Origin of the sequence: Chryseobacterium tructae (genome assembly GCF_030409875.1) — a bacterium.
Taxonomy (GTDB): Bacteria; Bacteroidota; Bacteroidia; order Flavobacteriales; family Weeksellaceae; genus Chryseobacterium; species Chryseobacterium tructae.
Window position 1 is genome coordinate 3,124,448 of the sequence record NZ_JAUFQR010000001.1, and the last position, 18,251, is coordinate 3,142,698.

The 18,251-nt window shown below is 33.5% G+C and carries 14 protein-coding genes, 2 tRNA genes and 1 pseudogene; 4 read left to right on the top strand and 13 right to left on the bottom strand.

The genetic code is table 11. The features are described from left to right. Window positions 1–35: 35 nt before the first annotated feature. A pseudogene (locus tag QWZ06_RS15500) lies at window positions 36–589 on the top strand (suppressor of fused domain protein). Window positions 590–672: 83 nt separating this feature from the next. Here the strand turns inward: QWZ06_RS15500 and QWZ06_RS15505 are convergent. Further along, window positions 673–996 (bottom strand): hypothetical protein, encoded by a 324-nt coding sequence (locus QWZ06_RS15505; protein ID WP_290299376.1) that lies wholly within the window; start codon window positions 994–996, stop codon window positions 673–675. Window positions 997–1,240: 244 nt separating this feature from the next. Between QWZ06_RS15505 and QWZ06_RS15510 the strand changes: the two genes are divergently transcribed. Beyond that, window positions 1,241–2,116 carry a helix-turn-helix domain-containing protein gene (locus tag QWZ06_RS15510; protein ID WP_290299378.1) on the top strand — a complete coding sequence of 292 codons (876 nt, stop codon included), beginning with the start codon at window positions 1,241–1,243 and terminating at the stop codon, window positions 2,114–2,116. 158 nt (window positions 2,117–2,274) lie between these two features. Further along, a complete protein-coding gene (locus QWZ06_RS15515) occupies window positions 2,275–3,495 on the top strand; it encodes a TCR/Tet family MFS transporter (protein ID WP_290299379.1) in 1,221 nt (406 codons plus the stop codon). A 195-nt stretch (window positions 3,496–3,690) separates the two neighbouring features. On the opposite strand, the gene QWZ06_RS15520 is transcribed toward QWZ06_RS15515, so the two are convergent. Both QWZ06_RS15520 and QWZ06_RS15525 read right to left on the bottom strand, forming a co-directional pair. After that, on the bottom strand, window positions 3,691–4,398 hold the full coding sequence (locus QWZ06_RS15520; RefSeq protein ID WP_290299381.1) for a LytR/AlgR family response regulator transcription factor: 708 nt from the start codon (window positions 4,396–4,398) through the stop codon (window positions 3,691–3,693). 85 nt (window positions 4,399–4,483) lie between these two features. After that, window positions 4,484–5,536, bottom strand: coding sequence for a sensor histidine kinase (locus QWZ06_RS15525; protein WP_290299383.1), 1,053 nt, complete (start codon window positions 5,534–5,536; stop codon window positions 4,484–4,486). Window positions 5,537–5,836: 300 nt separating this feature from the next. Between QWZ06_RS15525 and QWZ06_RS15530 the strand changes: the two genes are divergently transcribed. Then, window positions 5,837–6,913, top strand: coding sequence for an NHL repeat-containing protein (locus tag QWZ06_RS15530; RefSeq protein WP_290299385.1), 1,077 nt, complete (start codon window positions 5,837–5,839; stop codon window positions 6,911–6,913). A 62-nt stretch (window positions 6,914–6,975) separates the two neighbouring features. Here the strand turns inward: QWZ06_RS15530 and QWZ06_RS15535 are convergent. The 10 genes from QWZ06_RS15535 to QWZ06_RS15575 form a co-directional block, all read right to left on the bottom strand. Next, window positions 6,976–7,060: transfer RNA gene (locus QWZ06_RS15535), tRNA-Ser, on the bottom strand. Window positions 7,061–7,287: 227 nt separating this feature from the next. Beyond that, entirely contained in the window at window positions 7,288–8,574 is a 1,287-nt protein-coding gene (locus QWZ06_RS15540) for a DUF2268 domain-containing putative Zn-dependent protease (protein ID WP_290299387.1), read from the bottom strand. Between the two features lie 88 nt (window positions 8,575–8,662). Further along, window positions 8,663–8,747 (bottom strand) — tRNA-Ser (locus QWZ06_RS15545). A 330-nt stretch (window positions 8,748–9,077) separates the two neighbouring features. Next, window positions 9,078–9,710, bottom strand: a complete 633-nt coding sequence (locus tag QWZ06_RS15550) for an immunity protein Imm33 domain-containing protein (protein WP_290299388.1) — start codon at window positions 9,708–9,710, stop codon at window positions 9,078–9,080. Between the two features lie 53 nt (window positions 9,711–9,763). Continuing rightward, entirely contained in the window at window positions 9,764–10,249 is a 486-nt protein-coding gene (locus tag QWZ06_RS15555) for an ankyrin repeat domain-containing protein (protein WP_290299390.1), read from the bottom strand. Between the two features lie 416 nt (window positions 10,250–10,665). Beyond that, on the bottom strand, window positions 10,666–11,286 hold the full coding sequence (locus tag QWZ06_RS27910; RefSeq protein ID WP_353959975.1) for a CPBP family intramembrane glutamic endopeptidase: 621 nt from the start codon (window positions 11,284–11,286) through the stop codon (window positions 10,666–10,668). Next, a complete protein-coding gene (locus tag QWZ06_RS15560) occupies window positions 11,283–12,455 on the bottom strand; it encodes an RHS repeat-associated core domain-containing protein (protein ID WP_290299392.1) in 1,173 nt (390 codons plus the stop codon). Before QWZ06_RS15560 ends, QWZ06_RS27910 begins: the two co-directional genes overlap by 4 nt. 125 nt (window positions 12,456–12,580) lie before the next feature. Next, window positions 12,581–14,647 (bottom strand): DUF6443 domain-containing protein, encoded by a 2,067-nt coding sequence (locus tag QWZ06_RS15565; RefSeq protein WP_290299393.1) that lies wholly within the window; start codon window positions 14,645–14,647, stop codon window positions 12,581–12,583. Between the two features lie 109 nt (window positions 14,648–14,756). Continuing rightward, complete coding sequence (locus QWZ06_RS15570) at window positions 14,757–15,734, bottom strand: RHS repeat domain-containing protein (protein ID WP_290299394.1); 978 nt, start codon at window positions 15,732–15,734, stop codon at window positions 14,757–14,759. Next, window positions 15,731–18,250, bottom strand: coding sequence for a hypothetical protein (locus QWZ06_RS15575; RefSeq protein WP_290299395.1), 2,520 nt, complete (start codon window positions 18,248–18,250; stop codon window positions 15,731–15,733). The genes QWZ06_RS15570 and QWZ06_RS15575 overlap by 4 nt, the downstream gene beginning before the upstream one ends. Window position 18,251: the final 1 nt, after the last annotated feature.

Sequence of the window (18,251 nt, forward strand, 5' to 3'; positions counted from 1 at the left end):
ATTTTAAAAGTGATGAAATAACTGTTTTCCATGAAATGGTATCTCTGGATTTTCATCTGGATGTCTATTTTATTCAACCTAAAGATGAAGATTTCAATCTGCTGATAACTTCCGGGATGAGTCTATTAGAAATGAAGGTTCCGGATACTATTCAAGATAAGGAAGATTATGCTTTTGCTGAACTCCTGATTATACTTCCTAAAGATCTTGAATTTGAAAAAACGTTTCCTAGTGAGGGCAAGAATGACTGGATCATAAGCTTGATAAAAGAAATGGCAAGGTTTCCACATCACCAGGATACATTCCTCACAGAAGGACACTCGCTGCAGGCATGGAGTGATATTTCGGAGCCTTATGATGAAACACTCAGTTTACAAGCACGATTTTATTGCCTTCCGCCACTTTTGATGATGATTTTATGCAGATTGCCAGTGAAGACAGAATCATTAATCTGTACACTCTTTTCCCACTCTATCAAAATGAATTGGAATATAAAATAGAAAATGGCTTCGGCAAGTTTTTCGACTTATTGATAGAAGGTGACATCCCTGATATTCTCAATAATAACCGTAAAAATTTATTAGAATAAACGGTTTATAAAAACGATAAAGTCTGATCATTGGATTTCTATTCCGATTTTCAGACTTTTTTAAATAGGAAAAAGTATTTCCTTTATTTCTTCTTGATAATGAGATCACCATCCGATAACCTGATATTTTCATTATTTATATTCAATTCAACCCATTGCTTAACATCATCAGACTCACAATCGTTGATGATTCTATAATCTGAATATCCTGTATGAGAATCCGGCAGTTCCAAAATCATATCAATGGTCTTTTTACTGATTTGATAGCGGTCAAAAATATCTAGTACATAAACAGCTTCTGATAACTCTTTCTTCAGCTGTATAGTAGATTCTGTATGTGCTTCATTACTGATTAAATCATTCAGTTTTTCAATTTCATTAGCAATAAACTCCTTTGCTGTCATCATAATTTGTATTGATGCTTTTGTACAAAATTAGCCATTTCCAGCCTTACCTCTTAGAAATATTCAAAACAGAATCCTTCGATCTTAAATATCATCAATAACTTTAAAATCATAAGACAGAGTTGTTCTTACACTGAAACAGATATCCATCTACATTTCTATGGAATTTACATACAATTTGTAATACAATATTAAACTTAAAGCTTAAAATAAAGCAATAAATGTGCATTTTTTACGAAATTTGAATATGGCTTTATTTTTAACTCCTGATAATGTTTATAAACTGTACCATATTGATCCTTCAAAAAAGATGGAAGGTATTGTTATTCTGCACCAAAAAAACCATCCCGGAAAGGAATACAAAGAGCACACTCGGGTATTTGACGGCTTATTATTAGGATTTATGATCCAGGGATCCATGAAAGCTCAGATCCATTTCCTGGAATATGAACTCAATGCAGGAGACATCGCGGTCTTACAGCCACAGCTGATGATTGATACTCAATCTCTGAGTGAAGACGCAGAGATCGTAACCATTGGCCTTTCATTAGATTTTATTGCTGCATTTCCAATTTTGCGTGAATTTGTGATGAACCACCAAATCCGGTGGAAACCGGTTATCACACTTCAACCTGAAGAGATAAGATTACAGCGAGAATTGGTCACATTAATCCAAGACTTTTACCATAAACCCTCAAGCCCAAGAAAAATAGAAATGTTGCGTCATCTTGTGATGGCATTGATGTGTCTAATTTCCGAGGCTTATTCCGGATTGGCAGATCAGAATAGTTTTATAAAGAACCGTACTCATGAAATCATCGATGATTTTTATCTATTGCTTTCAAAATATGCTACCCAGCAGCGCAGTGTCAAATTCTATGCAGAAAAGCTACATTTAACCCCACAATATCTTTCTACTTTTCTGAAACAAAAAACAGGAAAATCGGTTTTGCAATGGATTGACCACGCCATGATTCTATATGCTAAAACACAACTCAAATCAACCAATTTATCCATTAAGCAGATCAGTCATGAGTTACATTTTGAAAACTCCAGTGTATTCTGCAGATTTTTTAAAAAGATCACAGGAGTCTCACCAAGAGCTTTCAGGAATGGTTCATAACATACATATATCAATTTGTAAGAGCCCAAATACAATCTTTGAAAAGGACATATTTCCGGTGCTTTTTTAAAAATAACCCCTATACTAGATTACAAATTGTATATAAACACCATAAAAGTGTAACAGAAATACGACCCGTCTCGTTTTACTTTTACACCATGAAAAATTCAACAAAAAAAGCAGCAATTGGGTTTATATTTATAACCTTACTGATTGATATTACAGGATGGGGAATCATCCTTCCGGTCGTTCCTAAACTAATTAAAGAGCTCATTCATGGTGATATTAGTGAAGCTGCCCGATATGGCGGCTGGCTTGGTTTTGCTTATGCTTTTACACAGTTTATATTTTCACCTGTGATAGGAAACCTCAGTGATCAATTTGGAAGACGTCCTATTATTTTAATTTCTCTTTTGGGTTTTGCTGTAGACTATATTTTTTTAGCCGTTGCTCCTTCCATTGGCTGGCTATTTTTTGGAAGAATCATTGCCGGAATTACAGGAGCCAGTATATCAACAGCAAGTGCCTATATCGCTGATATTTCCAATGATAAAGACAGAACCAAAAATTTTGGTATGATTGGAGCAGCCTTAGGATTAGGATTTATCATAGGCCCGGTTATCGGTGGACTATTAGGCCATTATGGGGCAAGAATTCCTTTCTATGCCGCCGCTGGTTTGTGTTTTTTAAATTTTCTTTATGGCTATTTTATTCTTCCGGAAAGTCTGGATAGTAATCAACGTAGACCATTTGAATGGAAACGCGCTAATCCCGTCGGATCACTTCTATTTTTAAGAAAGCACCGTGAAATATCTAGCTTAGTTATCGCTTTAATCCTTGTCTATATTGGAATTCATGCTGTACAGAGCAATTGGCACTTCTTTACCATGTATCAATTTGGTTGGAACGAACAAATGGTCGGAATTTCTCTTGGAACGCTCGGATTATTATTAGGTCTGGTTCAAGGAGGTTTAATAAGATGGACAACTCCTAAATTAGGTGAACAAAAGAGTGTTTATTATGGTCTGGCGTGTTACGCCCTCGGATTATTATTATTTGCATTTGCTACTCAAGGATGGATGATGTTTGTCTTCCTTATTCCCTATAGCCTGGGGGGAATCTGTGGTCCCGCATTACAATCCATTATTACTAAAGACATTTCACCCAACGAACAAGGGGAACTTCAGGGATCATTAACGAGTTTAGTAAGCGCAACCTCCATTATAGGTCCTCCAATAATGACAAATTTATTCTACTATTTCACCCATGATAACGCTCCTTTCAAGTTTTCAGGAGCACCTTTTTTCTTAGCTTCCGTTTTAATAACAATTAGTTTAGTCATTGTCTATTTTGTTTTCAAACAAAAAAATGAAAAATAATTGAACAGGAAAAAGTCAAACAAAGCTGTTGCATTGGGCTAGGCATCATTGGTATTATAAATTTGAATACCTTCAATCTAATCATTAAGAATATCATTGATATCACAATACTTTTCAAACACTATTTAGATCAAGAAATAGAAGCAATCATTATCATAAAAAAATGGATTCTAAATAATAATGAAATTCGGATTTTTACGATCTTAGAATATGCATTTCTAAATAATTCTGCCAGTTTTTCTTGTAGCTGATTCCAATGGGAATTTCGACAGAGTTTATTTCAATTTCGTTTTTAGTATAAGCATTTATTCTTTTTGTCTGGATAATAAAAGAACGGTGAACTCGGATAAATTCAGCATTCAATAGTTTTTCAAAAACCGATATATTCTGTTTTACATGATGTGATTTTCCATTTTCCAAATGAATGGTTATATAATCTTTCGTGCTTTCGATATACAAAATTTCATCGAAGATAATTTTAATATTTTTGCTGCCACTTGTTACAAAAATATGACTTTCAGATGCTGTATCATTTTCTTTTACAGGGGTTTGAAATTGTTTAAATTTTTCTATTGAAACAAAAAAACGATCAAAAGTAATTGGTTTCAAAAGATAATCGATGACATTAAGTTCATAGCCTTCAACTGCATATTCTCTGTAAGCAGTTGTAAAAATTACTTTAGGTGGATTTTTTAGTTTTTTCAAAAAATCATTTCCTTTCATTAGAGGCATTTCAATATCCAAAAAGATGAGGTCAACAGAATGATGCTCTAAAAAAGAATACGCTTTTAATGCATTTTCAAAAGAATCTATTACCTCAAAATTTTCAAAATGAGCTAAATGAGAAGCAATTAATTCTCTCGCAAAAGGTTCGTCGTCAACAATAATACACCTATGTTTCATTTGAGATAAGTAGTTTGGAATTCTAAAAGTTAATTTAATAGTTTTGAATGGTCTTTTGGCAGTCTTAAATAAGTTCTTTCCCGTTTTAATTTTTCAAACAAAGTTTAACTTTATAAAACATCTGCGTTTCTTCAATTTCCAGCTGATGTTTTTTAGGATATAATAAATCCAATTGTTTCTGGACGTTTTCTAAACCAATCTTAGATTTGTCTATCATTTGGGACAATTCATTTTGAGGCTTTGTGTTCTCAATACTAAAAATAATTTGTTCTTTTTTACTTACTAAATTCAGCCTGATGGTTGCTTTTTCAGTTTCATTAACAACACCATGTTTAAAAGCGTTTTCGATAAATGTCAATACAATCAAAGGCGAAATTTTATTGTTTTCCTGAATATCTTTCGTAAATAAAACATCCAATCTGTTTTCGTCATACCGTAATTTTTCCAAAGCAATATAATTTTCAATCAGTATTATTTCTTTTTCAACAGGAACATAATCTTCATTGCAACGGTATAAAACAAAGTCTAAAATCTCAGATAACTTAGCAATTATTCCAGGGGCTCTATCATCTTTTTTTAGGGTTAAAGCATATAGATTATTTAAAGTATTGAACAGGAAATGAGGATTCAGTTGATTTTTAAGCACCTTTAATTCGATTGATTTCTTTTCTTCTTCCAATTTTAAAAGCCTCTGTTGTTTGCGATTAAAACTGATAAATCCTAAAATAATAACAGGATATGTGATAAAAGAAAACTCCCTTATCATGAGCCTGCCTGAGGTAAGACGTTCAATAACCGTCATTTTATGTCCAAGCCAATCATTGAAGAAAGTTGGAAATTTGGGTTCGAGATAATAAAATTTTAAAATCATTAAAAAAGCAAGAATAATATAAATCCAGCCTAAGGCAAAAATGACAAAAAGTAAATATCTTTTTTTATTTAATGTTTCCGGAATAATCCAATAGATCAAACCATACGCAACAGCAGCCTGTGCTAAAGTTTTACAGGAATAAATAAAAATAAATGCATAAGAATCTTCATTGTCAGATTTATTTGAAAAAGAAAACAGCAAAAATAAAATCCAGTATAAACAATGGAGAGCCGTTCTTTTTAAGTCAATTCTGTTGATAAAACTCATATCCTATTTTAATTGACGGCAAAGTAACAAAATATAGAAATAAAGTGCATCAATTAATATGAATAGTCTGTTTTAGCTTCTAAAAACTACATTTCAGCATACGAATTCTATGAAATTTAAAGATCAATTATTTGAATGCGTAAATGTGCTCTTCATCTGTGCACAACAAAGGATCATAATGACATAATTATATTCGCTTAAAATACTAAAAAAGATCAAACTTATTATTCTATTGACAACTCTAATAAGTAATATCCGAAAATGCCCCCCTATTTAAAAAGAAATAATTAAACTAAAAAAATGAAAAAAACACTTGCTATTCTCATGTTAATGAATACTTTAAACTTGTTTTCACAAGTAAGCAAACAAGAAATAACCTACAACAAAACTTCTAAACTCATAAAGCCAACTCTGTTTGCTGACCTGGGAGAAACCTGCCAAACGCCAGACGGAATGGCTTTAGATAAAAAAGGAAATTTATTTTTATCGATCACAAACCCGATTACATTTGATAAACATGGCAGCAAAATTCTAACTTTTGATAAAAATGATAAACCCATAGTTTGGTTTGACCAACTCCCCTTGCATCCTATCACTAAAAAAGTACATCCAATGGGGATGGAATTTGGCCCCGATGGAAATTTATATGTAATGGATAATCAGTTTTTTACTGGAAAAGAAAATTTTTCAAGATTGATTCGGATTATTGTAAAAGACGGAAAACCTTTAAAAGCTGAAGTTTTGGTTGAAGGATTCAATTTCGGAGAAGCCGTAAGATGGTCTAAGGACAGAGTTTATATAACAGATGCTTTATTTGAAAACAGAAGAGAAAGCGGAATTTACAGCTTCTCATTGAAAGAATTAAATGCTAAAAATATCATTTTAGACTCAGTTAACAAGAAAAATTATATTATTGCAACTTTCACCTTAAAACCTGAAGTTACGAAAAGAACTATAGGAATTGACGGCATCGCTTTTGATAAAAAAGGAAATTTGTATGCAGGAAATTTTGGAGATGGTGTTATTAATAAACTGGAATTTGACAAGGATGGAAAAGTAAAATCTAATAAAATAGTTTTCGATTCAGATGAGCTAAAATGCTGTGACGGATTTTTTTATGATGAAAAAAGGAACTCAATCTTTATTGCCAATTATGAGAATAACAGCGTGCATCAACTCAACTTAGATACCAATACAATTTCATTGATTTGGGAAAATGACAATGCAGACGGTTCCGATGGAAAACTGGATAATCCTTGTGAAACTATTATTTATAAAGGAAAATTATTAGTCGTTAATTATGATACTTTTGAAGGCGAAAAAAACACAGAAATAGATGCCTTTCACACGATATCAAGCTTTGATCTTGAAAATTAAATAAAAAATCAAATTATATAGAACAAAAAAAAGGAGACGTTAAAAATAAACGTCTCCTTAAGCGGAGAGTGAGGGATTCGAACCCCCGGACCTGTTACAGTCAACAGTTTTCAAGACTGCCGCAATCGACCACTCTGCCAACTCTCCCTAAACTCCGATTGTATCGTTGTTTTCAGTGGTGCAAATATAGAAAAAATTATAATAACTCTCCTTATAAAAAACAATATAAAATCTATGTATCGGATTATCAGTAAGATTTTTTTTATTGATACACTGAATGGTGGTTTTAAACCTTAATTATTGCTTTATTTTACATGATTTTTATTGACTATGATACATTCCGGCCTTTTATAATCTGAGTTATTTGACTAAAATTATTTTTTTTCAGTCTTAAATGAAATCTTGTATTCTTTCATATCAAAGGGATATCCGTCCTCAGATTGGGTAACTCTGTCTGTTATATAAAAATCGTATTCTGTATCGGATTGTAAATCGGAGGTTTCAACAGTTAGAATCGTTTTGGATTCATCTAAACCTACAATATTTTTTAAAGGGAAATGTTCTTTCCCATTTTTCGAGAAGTTGATAGAAATTTTTTCATACATAGGTTTTGAGAACACCATGTGAATCTTTTTTGTATTTGTATTTACATTCTGGCTCCCATTTTCAAATTCAATTATTTTTATCAGTTTGGGTTGATGATCTTTGTAATCCGATACTATTTTTTCAACATTTTTCTGATCATCAAAGTAGCCTGATTTTACTAAAAATTCAAGAATATCAGCTTCATTACTAAAATCCAGCTCAATTATGTTTTTAATAGCCGTTTTCTTATCTGCTGAATTTTCGTAATATTTTTTGGAAATAACATATCCTACAAAGTACCCAAGATCAGGGTTTTTATCCTGGCCATTGTAAAACCAATTGTCAAATTTTTGACTCAGCATTTCTCTTTTAAAGTCCGACTTTACTTTTTCATAATTTTTAAACCCATAATCAAGATAGTGGGCGGTGAATTTTTTATTTAAAGCTAATTCTGCCATAAAATCACAAGACCCTTCTTTAATGGCTTTCGACAAAACATTAATTTCACCCTCTTTTTGAAAAGTATGAATGAATTCGTGTACCGTTACTTGTTCTAATTGTGAAGGGTTTGTATACAAGAACATTTTTTGAAGGCCATCATTTTCAAATTCTGAAACAACAGTATTTTTATTACCTATTATTTTCTCTACCCCCAAAAGTAAATCTTCATGATGGGTTGTTCCTCCTGATTTCAGGGCACCAATGGTGTAATAAATATTTCCCTGAGAATTGTTAGGATACAATTTTTTAAATTGCCTCAAAGCATTATTGATGGCTTTAATCTTTTTAGAATCAATGAAGGTATGAGGTCTGATGGAGTTCCAAAAATTAGGATATTTTTCGATCACATTTAAATAATCATCTTTCCCGAATTTTTTTATTTCCATAAAAGCTTTCAGCCCATCCGTTTTCTTGTTTAGGAAAAGTTGTTCGATAATTTCACTTTTACTTTTCTTATTTTTCTGGATACTATCATAAGCAATCCAAAAATTATCGATATCTGTATTGATGATTTTTTGAGCGTTTGAGTAATTGAAAAATGTCAAAATGGCTAATGCAGGTAGTATGCGTTTCATCGGTTATCTAGTTTTATCTGGTGTCCCAATAAGGCTCATTGGTACTCAATAAAAAAGGTACAAATCAAATGATTTGTACCTTTTTTTGCGGAGAGTGAGGGATTCGAACCCCCGGACCTGTTACAGTCAACAGTTTTCAAGACTGCCGCAATCGACCACTCTGCCAACTCTCCCTAAACTCCGACTGTATCGTTGTTTTTAGTGGTGCAAATATAGCACGTTTTTAATTACTGGCAAAATATTTTTTAATAAAATTTCTATTTTTTGAATATGGTCATGAAATGACTTTGTCGAATGCTTTTTAATACATTTTGAATATCAGTATTTTACATTTCTATATTATGAAGAATAAAAATATATTGTAATGTTGTTAGGGCTGAAATTGAAACTATGATTGAAATTCAACAATGTATCCTTAAATTATTCTATAAAAAATAAGATTGTACAGCGCGAGTAATTTAACAGCTCAACACATTTTCAAATAAAATCTGTATTAGAAATATTTAAACTTCTTCGTCTTTTATAATTTCAACATTCCCATTTTTCATTAAAAATCTATACCCGAAAGGTATTGCTAGATATTTCAAAATATCAGGTCTGGCAAAAGCAACATGATAAAAATGCACCGTCTTCAAGGATTTAATATTGTCATCATAATCGTCTGTGATAAGATACCAACCACTTTCGTTCTGAGAGGAATCATATCTAATTCCTTCAATATCTTTCCCTTCATAAACACCATCTGATATAACAATTGTTTGATTAAAGTTTGGAAAAAGAGAAACAAGATCCTGTTGTGCAGAAATTTCGGATTGGCTTCTAATTACTGAAATAGCCGTATCACAACCTTTATTAAAGCCACTGCCATCAGAATTTACTTCATACAAATCATAACAGTTATCCTCTACTCTAAATTGTAAAAGCCATGAATAATAGCCAATATTCTGATTTTCAGAAACAATCGGCTTGCTATCTACAATATAATCTATAATATATTTAATAACTTCTATGTAATTATCGGGATGATTTGCTCCAATAGCAACTCTAATTTCTTTGCTTAAATAAGAATTTAAACCTTTTGTTTCAACATTAAGACTATCTATTAAATCTATTTGAATGCCTTTGTATATTATCATATTTTCCGATTAGAGTTATTTTGCACTATTACATGGAATGGGATTCGTTCTTTTTAATTTAACAAAATTATCTCTAATTCCACATCATCTATTTGTCTTGCAAAGTCCAATGGAGATTTATTGTTATTATTTTTCGAGTTAGAATCTGCTCCAGATTGTTTCATTAGTTTTACAATATTATAATACCCTCTGGCATGAAATACAGCAACCCAAAGCGCATTATTTCCATAAATGTCTTTTTTATTTATTTCTATTGACTCTTTTTTCAATAATGATTGAGTTGACTGAAAATCATTATTTGCTATACTATAATGCAGTGGAGTTTTCCCATCCTTGTCAGAATGATTAACATCAATGTCACAATTCAGTAAATAAGTTACAATTTCATAATTTTTACTGACTATTGCTTCCTGTAAAAGATTTTGATGGAGCTTATTAATAAATTCATTAACATTATTTGCATTTACTTCTTCTTTTAAACTTTCAAATTGATTAATTCGCACCAATTGAAAAACATTTTCTATATTATTACAGCGCATTTTATCTATGTATTTTTTGATTTATAAATGATGAAAGTATCCCCTTTGTTCTAAATCTAATAATCATTTCTTATATTATAAAGAGAATGTATGATCTATTCACTGTAAAAATAATCAAAGATAAAATACAAAACCCTCACTGTTGTGAAGGTTTGTTATTTATTTTAGCACGAGCTAGAAGCTCGCGCTAGCGAGGGTATAGCCCTGCTGTTTTCGTAAACTCTTTAGCTTTTCCATCTTGATTTTTTATTCCTGAACACAAATATAGACAAATCAATCTTTTTATTCTATCCCTAGACATTATCCCGAAGATTTATTTTCTCTTGTTCTGTTTTCTTATACAAAACAGAACAACATAAAACACAAAACCCTCGCTTTTTTTTAGAGTTTTGTATTTTGAAAGAAACTTAAATATCTTACCCTATAATAACACTTATGAGATTATAAATAAAATGTATTATTATGGGATAGAATAAGTTTCTTTCTTTAATATATACGATAGAACAGATTACTCCTAAAAAAAATGTAACTATAATTTGACTCCAATTAGGTAGGTGAATTAAACTAAAAAATAAAGATGTAAAAAACACAATCCAATTTTTTGGTAATTCTTTTTTTAACAGATACTCTATTGGAACCGCTCTATATATGATTTCTTCTGCTATAGGAGCTATTAATACAACGCTTAGTACATTTGATAATAACAATGAACTAGGAGGATTAAATAAAAAATCACCCCCATAAATTTCTATAAAAATAAATTTAGAGATCGTTGAAAATATCAATCCAATAAAAAGATATAACGCAATCTTTTTTACCGAAAATTTTAGCTCATTTAAATACTGTAGAATATGTTTTTTAAACGCTAGTGTTAAAAATATAATGATTATAACATTGGCGAAAATTACTTTCCAATCATATTCTAAAAGTCTAAAACCTTTGTTAAACCCTAATAAGACTATAAACAGAACCCCTAGTACATACTGTATTATAAGGTATACTAATACATATAAAAGATATTTACTTTTTTTTATCATTTTTTATTTTTTCTGTCTTCATCCTTATGATGATGTAATAAATGATCTATTGCTACACTCATTCTAAAACCATTATAACCAGGATTACTTGGACCAGGACCTGCTTCAGGTCTAGGACATTCAGAACAATAACCATTATTCATTCCTGTTCCTGAGATTGCAGAGCCAACATCTTTAGTAATTGACTTAGCCGTCGTAGGTTCTTTTTCAGGAGCCTTAAAATTATCTTGTGTAAACTCTTTGGCATTAAAAGAAAACTGCCCCATTTCTGGGTAATTATATTGATTGTAATTATCCTGAGAAGCTTTATCTACACCATATATTTTAGCTCCATCCGCTAATTTTACATCTACAACAAGCCCAAATCCGGATTCTTTACCTACGTGATTATAACTTACATTCCCTGCTTCTGCCCATCCTCCAGTTACGGTAACATTTCCTCCCGCTTCTAAATTAACTTCTCCTACAGCCTTTTTATCAGAATTTACAAGTGTTACGGTACGTGAAGCTCCTAAATATTCTTCATCCTTTTCAAGTTTTGTGTTTGCATTTAGTGAATTTAAGTTTGCATCATACACAAAATTTCCTTGTTTATCCTTATACCAATCCTTGGCTTCTCTTCCATCCGGATCAACAAATCTCATAGGATTATTAAAAGCATAAGTATATAGGCTCCATCGTCTAGAGGTTTCAGCCAGCGGATCAATCACACCCCATCTTCCAATATCCGGCATATACATCCTTGCGCCATAATCATACATACCCGTCTCTTGCAACTCCTTGCCGTTGTACTTATAATTCTTATAGCCTCCTAGCACTCCTTTCTCCCCTCCTATATGGTTGAGCCCAAAAGGGTAATAGTTATTAGTATCTGTAATTCCAGGAATGCCTGCAGTGTTTCTGGCAAAGCTTACCCGGATATTTCCCAAATGATCCTTATACTGGTAAATATAGCGATTTTCTGTAAAACTGTAAAAGCCTTCTGCAGTAGGAACAAAATCCAGTGTCCAAGTTCCAACAGGAGAGGGTTGATTGCTAGTCGTTTTACGATAAGCCTGATCTTCAAAGGCTGTTTCTGTTCTGCATCCTAAACATATCTCTCCATTACCGGTAAAACTATATTGAAAACCATCAAGATAATCTGTTATATGTTCTATAGGGTTTGCCATAAGACCTGTTTGGCTAAAAAATTTACTAACTTTTACTCCGTCTGCCCGATAAAGATGGCTAATATCTGTAGTCGTTATCCCCCCTAAAGTATTAGCTTGCTGAATGGCAATTCTATCAGGAAGATTCAGATAGTTGTAAACAATATTTGAATTCCTTTATCCTTCATATTGGTCATACTTCCATTCAGGTCATACTCAATAATATTACCACCTCCTTCATAGCCTGCAGTATTTTGGGTACTGTCTGTTACTGTTTGCAATCTGTTTCCAGCGTAGGTATACGTAAGATTATCTACCTGCATTGCCGATCCAGTAGAGGAATTTTTAGCATTACGATATAATTGGCTGATATTTCCGTTCAGATCATATATAATATATTCACTGTAAAAGCTGTTTTGGGGAGCTGTAGCCCAAGGCTCAGAGTAATGTCCAAACTTTAGTTTATTATCTGTATAATAATCATAGGTATATCTTTTCAATACATTATCATTGGAGGTATTCCAATCAATTTCTGCGATATTCCCATTATATCTTGCTGTTGCATAGAGGGGATTAACAGGATTAGTGTATTTTATTTCATAGCCAAATAACTTTCCATTCAGATTAGCAGGATCATTAATCTTGGTCATCCAGCCTCGGATATTGTATTGATAGTCAATTTGCTGAAGTGGCGAGCCTAAAGAAACTCCACCTACTTTTTTAGATTCCAACTGGGAAAGTTCATTATATGCATTCTGGGTAAGGATTTCCACAGGATTAGAATCTACCTGATGTTTATGAACCAAAAGCCTGTTCTGGTGATCATACTCAAAATTCTCTGTGATCACTCTTTCTGTATCGGTATCTAATCTCTTATGTCGGGTGATGACCTGCTGAGCTACTCCCGCAAAATCCAGTTTAGATTCTGTCTTCGTATACCCACCCAAATGATTGATCGAATACGTTCCTATCGCTCTTCCTTTGGTATCATAATAGGTATAATTCTTCGTCCAGTTGTCATCTTCAATATTCTTTACCAGGCTCATCACAGGAAGTCCTTTGGTACTTCTTCCTTCTGGTGATAACGTTTCCGTTAAAGTAGGCACACCCTGAATCGTGGATGGAAATGGAGGATTAAAATTATAACCAGGATACGTATCATAATAATTGACACTTAGGATGGCTTCTGTATCTACCATGAAATAATTATTGACATAATAAATCGTCATTCCATTTCTGGTAAATCCCTGGCTACTGCGGGGTTCTGTGATCACTAAGTCTTTAATCAGATCCTGTAAAACAGCTCTTTTGGCAGTAGATGCGAGAACTCCTGTATAAATTACTCTTCCAAAAACATCATATTTTGTGAGAAGCCATTTGCCTTTGGGTGCCATTACGGCATCCTGCGTGAGGATCAGTCTATCAGCTTTATCATACACCATAAATTCCCAGCCTTTACCAGGTAATTTCTTTTCTACCAGACGGTTTCTGCTGTCATAACGATACTGATAACAAAGATCATTAAGTAATGATTCTGCGGTTCCTTTATTAACGGCTTTGGGCGGAATTACAAAGGCTAACTGGTCATACTCATTATACACATAATAAGTATCTGCATTTTCAGTAGAATTCACCTTTCTTACCATCAGAGTCTGCCCTCTTCCATTCTTAAATTCTACCGTTGGATTTCCGTCTTCATCTGTCACAGTATTTTTATACAATGTTCCGGGAGTATGGAAGGTAGTAGGAGATAAACTTAGCTCACTTTTAGTGGCTCCATTTTCCCATATTGTCTTGGTTGTATATTGGTATACTTCATTCGCCAGATTGGCTTCATATGAAAATCCTACAGGTTTATTGGCCCAGTCGTTACCCGGCTGAACCTGTTGCAAGATTCTGTCCAAGGGAGATTTTTCCAGAATCTTTTCGGAATAGATCTTTTCTGAGCCATAAGAGGTTGTAACATTAGATAAAGGATTAGAAATAATAGCACCGTTCTGAGTTCCTCCCTGAGGAATGGGTAAATAGTCTTTGACCTGCCTCCCAAACTGATCATATTCGAAATGCATAACCACATCTTTTCCTTGGGGAGATGCTTTTACATTTACCACCTGCTTAGGTCTTCCCAAGCCATCAAAATACTGAACAGTCTGGGCTTGTTTAGCCGCAGGATCACTCTGGTTCTTCTCCTCCAGATAGGTTCTGGTATACACATAATTTCAGTGGCTGAGCTCGCTAAGCCACTGGGAAGCTGAACCTGAGCTTTTATAGTACCCATCAATAGAAGGGTTCCTATGGGAATTATAAGTTTTTTCATCAGTTTTAGTTTTTATAGTTGTATTTCAGCTCTTTCAATATTTTACCATTGGCATCAATCACTTTTTCAAGCCTGTTAGCAGCATCATAAAGATAGATTTCTCTTATTCCGGATGGTGGAGTGATACTTCTTACTCCTACTAATGGATCATAACTGTAGGTAGTCACCGTATACCTGGATAAATTGCTTCTGAAATTTTTAAAAGCATTGAGCAAATTGCTCTCGTCATTATTTGACCCGGCAGAGGCATCCAAATCGGAGGCATTCACAATGCTGTCTATAAAAGATTGCTGGATATCTGTTAATTGTATATTTTCAATTTTGGCAATAGGCTTAGTCTGATTGTAGCCCCAGATAATAACCGTTACAGCACCGTCTTTAGTGGTATACTGAAGAAGATTTCCTTTGGAATCAAACTTCTCATAAGTGATTTCTGTGGACGGAGCCTGAGTCTGCATTCCATAAGATACTAATGAACTTGGAAATAGATTAGCAGGATTATCATATTTGGTCTCATTTTTTGAAATGACATTTCCAGAATCAGTTGGATTCTGCTTATTGGACACTGTCGTCTCCAAAGGAATACCCAACATACTGGCACTAATCAGCTTTTGATTTCCTTTTTCTCTGGCATACAAATAAGATGTTTCCTGGATTCCGGCACCAGAGAATGAAGTGATACTCTTTGACAGTTGGTGGTCTGGATTATTATACAAGTAATTTGTACTTGTCATTATCTTTTTATAAGGGCTATCATCTGGAGCATTCAAGGGAACATCTTCCAGATATTCTTTAGATATACTTTTATCAAGTGCAAATGAATACGAAGGGAGCCTGTATGCTGTGATGTGCGTATTTCCCAAATAAGTTCCAACATTCATTCCTGGCATAACTAGTGCAAGAGGAAAAAGGATGACCCCCGTAACACTTGAGATTATATCTGTCTGATCTTTGAAATATTCATTTTTAACAGCACTCTTCAAATAAAGCTGTCCGTTCTTATTATTAAATATTTTGTGGGATAAGAGTTTCCCACTAAGATTCCCAATGGGACATCCCAAAACAATGAGTTCTCTGCAGATGAAGAAATCATACTAAGATCACTTAAGGAGTTGGTAAACATCTCATCACCTACAGCAGGTCTGAAAGTATAACTATTATTCGTATACTGAGTTGAGAATGTCTTTTCTTCACCACCTTTTTCAAATTGATCTCCACCATAACTGATTGTCACAGTAGGATATATCGGATCATAGATGCTATAAGAATATTGCTCATTCATATTATCACTAAACATTCCAGCATATATCATTGAACGTTGAGGTTCCGAATGAAAAATAGTCTCAAATATACTACCTAGCCTAAAATCACCAGCAGGAGGCAGGCCGCTACTAGGATCAACCCAAGGAGCATACACTTTTTGATCAAATCTATAGGATTTAAATTCCGGTTTATATGGAGGTGGAATCTTAGCTATATTATTGATATCTTTATAAGAATTATAATAAAATCTTTTGATGTTGGTGGGTATACTTTCTGAGACATCATATTGTTTCTTCAATCTGACATTTCCATCTTCAACAATATTCCATTTATCTTTTTCATTATATCTGATGAGTGCAGTAGCAGAACATTGGTTACAAATATTATTTACTATTTTGAATGACACCTGATAAGTTCCTCCCCCTAACAATAAATCCTGAATAGAACTCATATCCTGATCTGTCTTGTTTAGAAATATCGGTTTTGTAAGTACAGTCTGCCCTGTAGAAGTGTCCACAAGAGTAAATTGAGCCTTTGCTTTACCAAATCCTATACTAGTGTTTGAGTGTATTTTTAATTCTATCTTTACTTTACCTCCATCCACCTGAGAGGCATCAAATGTACTTGTTGTTTCATAAGACAAAGGGAGTCGATCCGCTACCATATTTATCAAATCATAATCTACAAATGATGGATCTTCGAAAAAAGGTTCCGTATTCCCTATAGCCACATAATGTTTTCCTTCTCCCAATATGGCTTCCTTTGCATATTCAGGTTCGTACTCAAAAATAGTTTTTCCTTTTGTAGGATAGGTAATGGAGGTCAATGTTCCTAGCTTTGCATAGGGAAAACGGGGTAATTTGTCTGCGTAATAAGAACTACTATTAAACAGACTATATGTATCTCCAAACAGGTTCAAATTGGGTAGTGAAGTATTTCCATTATTGGTTCCATTATAATACCCCAAATAATCAGTAGTCTTAGATAATCTTGCAGGGAGCCCAAGAGGATTATCATATTCAAATTTATGTTCCTGTACAAAAGTTTCCTGATTATTTTTGATGGCATATTCTTTTACTTTCTCAAGAAAAAAACGCTTCTTTTGGCGATCACTTTCCGTATTGTTAATATAATCAAATACAATTTTTTTGACATTTGTTGTGCTTGTAGTACGGTTGGTGATACCATTAGTACTGGTTACCGTTGATACCACAATATTTCCTGTTTTTTGAAAAATTTCTGAAGGATCCGTTGCATAATTAATAGTAATCCTCTCATTATCAGAAGTTATCTGAGTCAACACTTTAGGTCTGGTTATATTGAGCGTTCTAATTGATTGGCTATGGGGTGTTAATGGCGGAGATGACGCGGTCCCTTCATAGGGCAGGCCTTCATCTTTGAGCCGGGTATCCAAAGACTGCTGTTCGCTTATACCAAGTATAGTAGCATTCGTGTTAATCTCAGAATATGAAAATTCAATTTTATTTCCAGCCACATTCTCTATTTTGGTAAGAAAAAAACTGGTATTTCCACTCAAGCCTCCATTAAGCCTTACATGAGTCTTTTCGGTAGCTCCTGTTCCCCCGAAAGTATATTTTGTGCCATCATAAGTCGTAATGATAAAAGTATGATTATCCTTAAACACCCCTACCGTTTCAATTTTGAGATTATTGTCCTGGGTCAGAAGAACAGGCTGGAAATTAGCATCAAGATAAAAACTTCCACCATAACCTGGAAAAGAAAAATTAAAAACATCAGGTTGATGATCATACTGTTCAGAGCTATATTTGGTAAACTTTACAAGATCGCTTTCACCCTGTGCACTGTACAGATGGGTGAGATCATTAAGGCTTAATAAAATTCTTTCTGCTCCAAACTCATCCGCCTTATCATAAATAGTTCTGTTGATGACTCCACCGGCTTCCAATATCCAGTTCATTCCCAATGTATTGGGAGTATCATTTACTTTTACGCCGGCTTTACCATATTTTAAAGAGATTGTATGCTTTAATCCATGATCCGAGATCGTATGAATCGGGATATTGATATTGGGATTTCCTTTAAATTCATTGGCTTCCAAGTTGCCAAATTGTGTTCTGAAAGAAGACTCGGGAGAAGGGGGATCTATATTGGGAAGTTCTATTCCAGATCCAGAATTTGGAACTCCCTTAGAAGTTTCCTGAGCAGAGTAAAAATGAGCAGACAAGATGGCTGCACAAATGATAGCTTTCTTCATG

Coding starts and splice junctions, on each gene's coding strand:
- QWZ06_RS15505 (WP_290299376.1), bottom strand. CDS start 996: ATGATGACAGCAAAGGAGTTTATTGCTAATGAAATTGAAAAACTGAAT.
- QWZ06_RS15510 (WP_290299378.1), top strand. CDS start 1,241: ATGGCTTTATTTTTAACTCCTGATAATGTTTATAAACTGTACCATATT.
- QWZ06_RS15515 (WP_290299379.1), top strand. CDS start 2,275: ATGAAAAATTCAACAAAAAAAGCAGCAATTGGGTTTATATTTATAACC.
- QWZ06_RS15520 (WP_290299381.1), bottom strand. CDS start 4,398: ATGAAACATAGGTGTATTATTGTTGACGACGAACCTTTTGCGAGAGAA.
- QWZ06_RS15525 (WP_290299383.1), bottom strand. CDS start 5,536: ATGAGTTTTATCAACAGAATTGACTTAAAAAGAACGGCTCTCCATTGT.
- QWZ06_RS15530 (WP_290299385.1), top strand. CDS start 5,837: ATGAAAAAAACACTTGCTATTCTCATGTTAATGAATACTTTAAACTTG.
- QWZ06_RS15540 (WP_290299387.1), bottom strand. CDS start 8,574: ATGAAACGCATACTACCTGCATTAGCCATTTTGACATTTTTCAATTAC.
- QWZ06_RS15550 (WP_290299388.1), bottom strand. CDS start 9,710: ATGATAATATACAAAGGCATTCAAATAGATTTAATAGATAGTCTTAAT.
- QWZ06_RS15555 (WP_290299390.1), bottom strand. CDS start 10,249: ATGCGCTGTAATAATATAGAAAATGTTTTTCAATTGGTGCGAATTAAT.
- QWZ06_RS27910 (WP_353959975.1), bottom strand. CDS start 11,286: ATGATAAAAAAAAGTAAATATCTTTTATATGTATTAGTATACCTTATA.
- QWZ06_RS15560 (WP_290299392.1), bottom strand. CDS start 12,455: ATGGCAAACCCTATAGAACATATAACAGATTATCTTGATGGTTTTCAA.
- QWZ06_RS15575 (WP_290299395.1), bottom strand. CDS start 18,250: ATGAAGAAAGCTATCATTTGTGCAGCCATCTTGTCTGCTCATTTTTAC.